This window comes from Mitsuaria sp. TWR114 (assembly GCF_007997345.1).
In genome coordinates this window covers 1-6,481 of the sequence record NZ_VOSR01000596.1, presented here as the reverse complement: position 1 = coordinate 6,481, position 6,481 = coordinate 1, and the positions used below count along the sequence as shown (strand labels likewise).

Below are 6,481 nucleotides of genomic sequence, written 5' to 3'. Positions count from 1 at the left end.
GGCGTCACGACGCCGGTCGGTCCGATCGCGGCCGAGGTGGGCGCGGTCGTGGGGACGACGACCTCGGGGTCGTCGCTGGCGGCCTGCACGATCAGACTGCCGCAGGTCAGGGCCAGGGCCGGCAGCGCGAGGCGCCAGTTGGTGTGGGCGAGGGTGCGGAGGACGGTGTGGCGGATCGACACGGCGGTGGACGGCAGGCGTGACAGGCGGGCGGGGCCGGGGAGGGCGTCGGGGTCAGGCATTGACCGGCGGAAGTTTAAGTGCTGCGCGCCGGGCGTCCATCGGCGCGTGCCGTAACGTGCGTTACGCGTGCGCTGCGCTTTTCGTCCTGCGACGCACCAGCGCTCGCGGCGCCCAGGAGGAACTCAGTCCCAGACCTTGCGCAGCCTCGCCGCGACGTCCATCGCGGGCTTGACCAGCTCCGGCAGCGCCGCCTGCGTCTGGTTGGCCGGTCCCAGCTTGTCGAAGTGGCGCACCACCTTGCCGGGCAGGAAGCGCGACACGCTCGCGTACAGGTGGCGGTCGCCGTGCCGCGTCTGCTGCGTGACGTAGAAGCGCTGCGGCACCATCACCGCCAGGTGCTCCTTCGCCCGCGTCATCGCGACGTACAGCAGCCGCCGTTCCTCCTCGATCTGCGCCTGCGCGCCGGTGCTCAGGTCCGACGGCAGGCAGCCGTCCACGCAGTTCAGCAGGTAGACCGCGTTCCACTCCTGCCCCTTGGCCGAATGGATGGTCGACAGGATCAGGTAGTCCTCGTCCTTCAGCGGGACGCCGGATTCGTCGCTGCTCGCCTCGGGCGGGTCCAGCGTCAGCTCGGTCAGGAAGCGCTCCCGCGAGCCGTAGCCCTGCGCGATGCGTGCGACCTGTTCCAGGTCGGCCAGGCGCACCGGTGCGTCGTCGTGCAGCCGCTCCAGGTGGGGCGCGTACCACTCCACCACCGACTCCAGGTCCATCGGCCACTGCGGATCGCCGATGAGCCCGGCCAGCAGGTCGCGCAGCGCCGACCATGACGCGGCCGCGGCGCGGGGCGGCTCGAATGCGCGCAGCGCCTGCACCGGGTCCGCCGCGGGCGACATCGCGTCGATCAGCCGACGCGCGCTCGCCGGCCCGAAGCCGGGCAGCAACTGCGCGACGCGGAATCCCGCCAGCCGCCCGCGCGGGTTCTCGGCCCAGCGCAGCACGCTCAGCACGTCCTTCACATGCGTGCTCTCCAGGAATTTCAGGCCGCCGAACTTGACGAACGGGATGTTGCGCCGCGTCAGTTCCAGCTCCAGCGGCGCGGCGTGGCTCGAGGTGCGGAACAGCACCGCCTGGCGCTTCAGCCGCAGGCCCTGCTCGCGCCGCTCGAGCACCTTGTCGGCGACCCATTGGGCCTGGCGCGCCTCGTCGTCGACCGTCACCAGTTGCGGCCGCTCGGTCGAGGCCTTGTCGGTCCACAGCCGCTTCTCGTGCCGCTCGCGGGCCATCGCGATGACCGCGTTGGACGCGTCCAGGATCGGCTGCGTGGAGCGGTAGTTGCGCTCCAGCGCGATCACCCGCGCGGGCGGGTCGAACTGGACCGGGAACTCGAGGATGTTGCGCACCTCGGCCGCGCGGAACGAGTAGATCGCCTGCGCGTCGTCGCCCACCACGGTCAGGTGGTCGCCGCGTGGCTTGAGCCGGCGCAGGATCGTCGCCTGCAACCGGTTGGTGTCCTGGTACTCGTCGACCAGCACGTGCTGGAAGCGCTCCCCGAGCTCGGCGGCCAGGCCGTCGTCGCTCATCAGCTCGGCCCAGTAGAGCAGCAGGTCGTCGTAGTCCAGCAGCTGCTGGCGCTGCTTGTCCTCGACGTAGGCCTTGAACAGGCGCTTGAGCCCGTCATGCACCGGGAAGCACCAGGGGAAGTGGTCCTGCAGCACCTGGTCCAGCCGCGCCTCGCTGTTGACGACGCGCGAATAGATCGTCAGGCAGGTGGCCTTGAGCGGGAAGCGCTCGGTGGTCTCGGCCAGGCCCAGGGCCTGCCGCTGCAGGCCCATCAGGTCCTCGGCGTCGGCGCGGTCGAGGATGGTGAAGTTGGGCGCGAGGCCGATGCGATGGGCGTATTCGCGCAGCAGGCGCGCGCCCACGCTGTGGAAGGTGCCGGCCCAGGGGAAGCGCGGCGGCGCCTGCGTGGCGCCCAGGCCGAGCGCGCGATGCAGCACGCGGCCGGCGCGGCGTTCCATCTCGCCGGCGGCGCGACGGGAGAAGGTCAGCAGCAGCAGGCGCTGCGGGTCCGCGCCCGACTGGATCAGGCGCGCGACGCGCGCCGCCAGGGTCTTGGTCTTGCCCGAGCCGGCGCCGGCGATCACCAACAGCGGGCCGTGCCCGGGAACGCCGTGTTCATCGAGCCCGTGCTCGACCGCCGAGCGCTGCTCGGGATTCAGGTCGGCGAAGACGTCGGCCGCGCGGGGCGGGGCGTCGGCGAGGGCGGAACACATGGGGCGGCATCATAGCTGTATGCAAAAACAGTGGATGGCCGGGGCCACGTGGTCCCGGGGGTACGCGCATTGCCCGAGCGGAGCAAACTCCCCCCCTACTGCCATGCATCAAGTGCTTGTCCTCCTCGCCGCCCTGGCCATGCCCCTCGTGGCCTGGGCCTCGCAGCGCGGCGTCTTCGGCCCCGACAACGGCACGATCTCGGATCGTTACCCGACCCTGCTCGTCGCCGACGGCTACGCCTTCTCCATCTGGGGCGTGATCTTCCTGCTCGACCTCGTCGCCACGGCTTGGCTGCTGCGCGGCCGGCCGGTGCCCGACCGGGAAGGGCACCGCGATTCCCATCGCTGCCACTGGCTGGTGGTCGCCGGCTTCGCGCTCACCGCGAGCTGGATGATCGTGTTCTCCCAGCAATGGTTCTGGCTGGCGCTGGCCATCATCTGGCTGGCGCTGATCAGCCTGCTGTGGGCGCTGATGCTGCTGGCGCGGGCGGTGCCGCGCGGCGCGCCCTCATGGCTCGCGGTGCTGCCGCTGGCGCTGCATGCCGGATGGCTGTCGCTGGCGGCGTTCCTGAACACCGCGCAGGTGATCGTCGCCCAGCAACTGCTGCCCACCGTCGATCAGCTGCCGTGGACGCTGGTGCTGTGGGCGCTCGCCGCCTTGCTGTTGCTGGTGGCGAATGCGCGGCTGCATGCGCCCGGCACCGGACCGGCGGCGCTGGCCTTCGCCGCGGCGGCGGTCTGGGGCCTGGTCGGGGTCTACCTGAAGCAGCGGGCCTCGCCGATGGCGGGGGCGGACACTTCCGCCTGGGTCGCGCTGGGGCTCGCCGCGGCGCTGGTGGCGCAGACGGTCTGGCTGCGCCTGCGGCCGCCGGGGCCGAACAGCCCGAGCCGCTCCAGCGGTCCGAACGATCCGAACGCCCGGACGACCCGAGCGGCTTGAACGGCTGAACGGCTGAACGACCGGCCCGCCGGACCGATCACGCCAGACGGCGCTCGTCCTTCGCGTCGAACAGGTGCGCCGACTCCGCCGCCCATTGCAGCCGCACCGCATCACCGACATTGAGGTGAGGATTGCCCGCCACGCGGGCGGTCATCGGGCCGGTCGGGGTGTCGACCAGCAGGTAGGTCTCCGGGCCGGTGGGCTCGCTCATCTTCAGCACGCCGGGCAGGCCGCCGTCGTTGCCGTCGGCGAGCCGGATGTGTTCCGGGCGCACGCCGTAGAGCACCTCGCCGGTGGCGCCGATCGCCGCCTGCTGCGCCGCGTTCACCGGCATGGCCTGGCCGCTGGCCGCCAGGCCGGCGGCGCCGCGCTGCGCGCTGACGAAGTTCATCGTCGGCGAGCCGATGAACTCGGCCACGAAGCGGTTGGCCGGCCGCGTGTAGATCTCCTCCGGCGTGCCGAACTGCTGCACCAGGCCGTCGCGCATCACCGCGATGCGGTCGCCCAGCGTCATCGCCTCGACCTGGTCGTGGGTGACGTAGACGGTGGTGGTCTTCGTGCGCTGGTGCAGCAGCTTGATCTCGGCGCGCATCTCGATGCGCAGCTTCGCGTCCAGGTTGGACAGCGGCTCATCGAACAGGAAGAGCTTCGGATCGCGCGCCAGCGCCCGGCCCATCGCCACGCGCTGACGCTGGCCGCCGGACAGCTGCCCCGGCTTGCGGTCCAGCAGGTGGCCGATCTGCAGCATCTTCGCCACGCGCTGCACCGTCTCGTCGCGCTGCGCCTTGGGCACCTTGCGCATCTCCAGGCCGAAGGCGATGTTCTGCGCGACGTTCATGTTGGGATAGAGCGCGTAGCTCTGGAACACCATCGCGATGTCGCGGTCCTTGCTCGGCGCATAGGTGACGTCGCGGTCGCCGATGTGGATCGAGCCCGAGGTCGGATGCTCCAGCCCGGCGATCATCGCCAGCAGCGTCGACTTGCCGCAGCCCGAGGGGCCGACCAGGATCAGGAATTCGCCGCCTCGATCGACAGATCGATGCCCTTGAGGATGTCGGCCGAGCCGTAGCTCTTGCGGACCTGAGAAATGGCGAGCGCGCCCATGCTTGACTCCTCTTAACCCTTGACGGCGCCGGCGGTGAGCCCGCGCACGAAATACTTGCCCGCGACGATGTAGACCACGAGCGTCGGCAGCGCGGCGATCAGCGCCGCGGCCATGTCCACGTTGTATTCCTTGACCGAGCTGGACGTGTTGGCCAGGTTGTTCAGCCCGACCGTGATCGGCTTGCTGTCCGCGCCGGAGAACACCACCCCGTACAGGAAGTCGTTCCAGATCGAGGTGAACTGCCAGATCAGCGTCACCACGAGGATGGGCGTGGACAGCGGCACGACGATGCGCCAGAAGATCTGCCAGAACGAGGCGCCGTCCAGCGTCGCCGCCTTGATCAGCTCGTCGGGCAGGCCGGCGTAGTAGTTGCGGAAGAACAGCGTGGTCGAGGGCATGCCGGCCAGGATGTGGACCAGGATCAGGCCCCACACGGAGCTCGCGATGCCCAAGGCGCCCAGCACCTGGCTCATCGGCAGCAGCACCACCTGCATCGGCATGAACACGCCGAACAGCAGCAGCCCGAACAGCAGCTCGCTGCCGCGGAAGCGCCACTTGGTCAGCACGTAGCCGTTGAGCGCGCCCAGCGCCGTCGAGATCAGCACGGCCGGCACCACCATCAGCACCGAGTTCATGAAGAAGGGCTTGAGGCCGCCGCAGTCGGTGCCGGTGCAGGCGCTGTGCCAGGCCTTGGACCAGGCGTCCAGCGAGGGGCTCAGCGGCACCGAGAGCAGCGTGCCGCTCCGCACCTCGTCCATGCTCTTGAGCGAGGTGCTGACCATCACGTACAGCGGCAGCAGGAAGAAGAAGGCGAAGACCAGCAGCACGGCCCACAGCAGCACGCGCTGCGCGGTCAGGTGCCGGGATCCGGCCGGGGAGGGGGAAAGGGTGTGGCTCATGTCGCGTCGCTCGTCCCGCACGGGATCACTGCTTCGAGCGGAGCTCGGAATAGAGGTAGGGAACGACGATGGCCGCGATCGTGGCCAGCATCACCGTGGCGCTGGCCGCGCCCAGGCCGATCTGGCCGCGCGAGAAGGCCATCGTGTACATGAAGGTCGCCGGCAGGTCGGTGGCGTAGCCGGGACCGCCCGCGGTCAGCGCCATCACCAGGTCGAAGCTCTTGATCGCGATGTGCGCCACGACCATCAGCGTCGAGAAGAACACCGGGCGCAGCGTCGGGATGATGATGCGCCAGTAGATGCGCGGCAGCGACGCGCCGTCGACCTGCGCGGCCTTGATGATTGAGTCGTCGATGCCGCGCAGCCCCGCCAGGAACAGCGCCATCACGAAGCCCGCCGACTGCCACACGCCCGCGATGACCACGCAGTAGATGGCCATGTCCGGGTCGACCAGCCAGCCGAAGGTGAAGGACTCGAAGCCCCACTGCTGCATCAGGTGCTCGATGCCCAGGCCCGGGTTGAGGATCCACTTCCACGCGGTGCCGGTCACGATGAAGGACAGCGCCATCGGGTACAGGTAGACCGTGCGCAGCACGCCTTCGCCGCGGATCTTCTGGTCCAGCAGGATGGCCAGCAGCAGGCCCACGGCCATCGCGCCGCCGATGAACAGCGCGCCGAAGAGGCCCAGGTTGGTCAGCGCGAGCCACCAGCGCTCGTTGTCGAACAGCGCGCGGTACTGGTCCAGGCCGACGAACTCGTAGTTCGGCAGCAGCCGCGACGCGGACAACGACAGGTAGCCGTTCCACGCCATCAGGCCATAGATGAAGAGGAAGGAGATCAGGAAGGTCGGCGCGACCACCAGCTTGGGAAGCCAGGGACTGCGGGGGGCTCGGGAGGCGGACATGCGGTGCGGACCTGCAGGGCGCCGGCGTGGCGCGTGGGAAGGATGGAAGGCAAACGGCCAAAGATCAAGGCCCAAGGCCCAAGGCCCAGGACCAAGGACCAGGGACCAGGCCCAAGGCCCAAGGCCCGACGAGCGGAGCCGGAAGACTCCCTCTCCCGCTTGCGGGAGAGGGCAGGG

General features: G+C 69.9%; 5 protein-coding genes and 1 pseudogene. 1 reads left to right on the top strand and 5 read right to left on the bottom strand.

All coding sequences use genetic code 11. The annotated features are described in order from the left end of the window. Both FUT87_RS20350 and FUT87_RS20345 read right to left on the bottom strand, forming a co-directional pair. A partial coding sequence (locus tag FUT87_RS20350) for a hypothetical protein (RefSeq protein ID WP_147242201.1) occupies positions 1–182 on the bottom strand: 182 nt, incomplete at its 3' end. A 183-nt stretch (positions 183–365) separates the two neighbouring features. Beyond that, positions 366–2,456, bottom strand: coding sequence for an ATP-dependent helicase (locus FUT87_RS20345; RefSeq protein WP_147242200.1), 2,091 nt, complete (start codon positions 2,454–2,456; stop codon positions 366–368). Between the two features lie 139 nt (positions 2,457–2,595). On the opposite strand from FUT87_RS20345, the gene FUT87_RS20340 reads away from it, so the two are divergent. After that, the gene (locus FUT87_RS20340) at positions 2,596–3,396 is read left to right on the top strand and encodes a hypothetical protein (protein WP_222617220.1); all 801 of its coding nucleotides are present in this window, start codon (positions 2,596–2,598) and stop codon (positions 3,394–3,396) included. A gap of 37 nt (positions 3,397–3,433) precedes the next feature. Here FUT87_RS20340 and FUT87_RS20335 read toward each other — a convergent pair. The 3 genes and pseudogenes from FUT87_RS20335 to FUT87_RS20325 form a co-directional block, all read right to left on the bottom strand. Continuing rightward, positions 3,434–4,500: pseudogene (locus FUT87_RS20335) on the bottom strand (ABC transporter ATP-binding protein). A gap of 12 nt (positions 4,501–4,512) precedes the next feature. Then, the gene (locus tag FUT87_RS20330; protein ID WP_147242199.1) at positions 4,513–5,400 is read right to left on the bottom strand and encodes a carbohydrate ABC transporter permease; all 888 of its coding nucleotides are present in this window, start codon (positions 5,398–5,400) and stop codon (positions 4,513–4,515) included. Between the two features lie 25 nt (positions 5,401–5,425). Then, positions 5,426–6,304 carry a carbohydrate ABC transporter permease gene (locus FUT87_RS20325; RefSeq protein ID WP_147242198.1) on the bottom strand — a complete coding sequence of 293 codons (879 nt, stop codon included), beginning with the start codon at positions 6,302–6,304 and terminating at the stop codon, positions 5,426–5,428. Positions 6,305–6,481 lie beyond the last annotated feature (177 nt).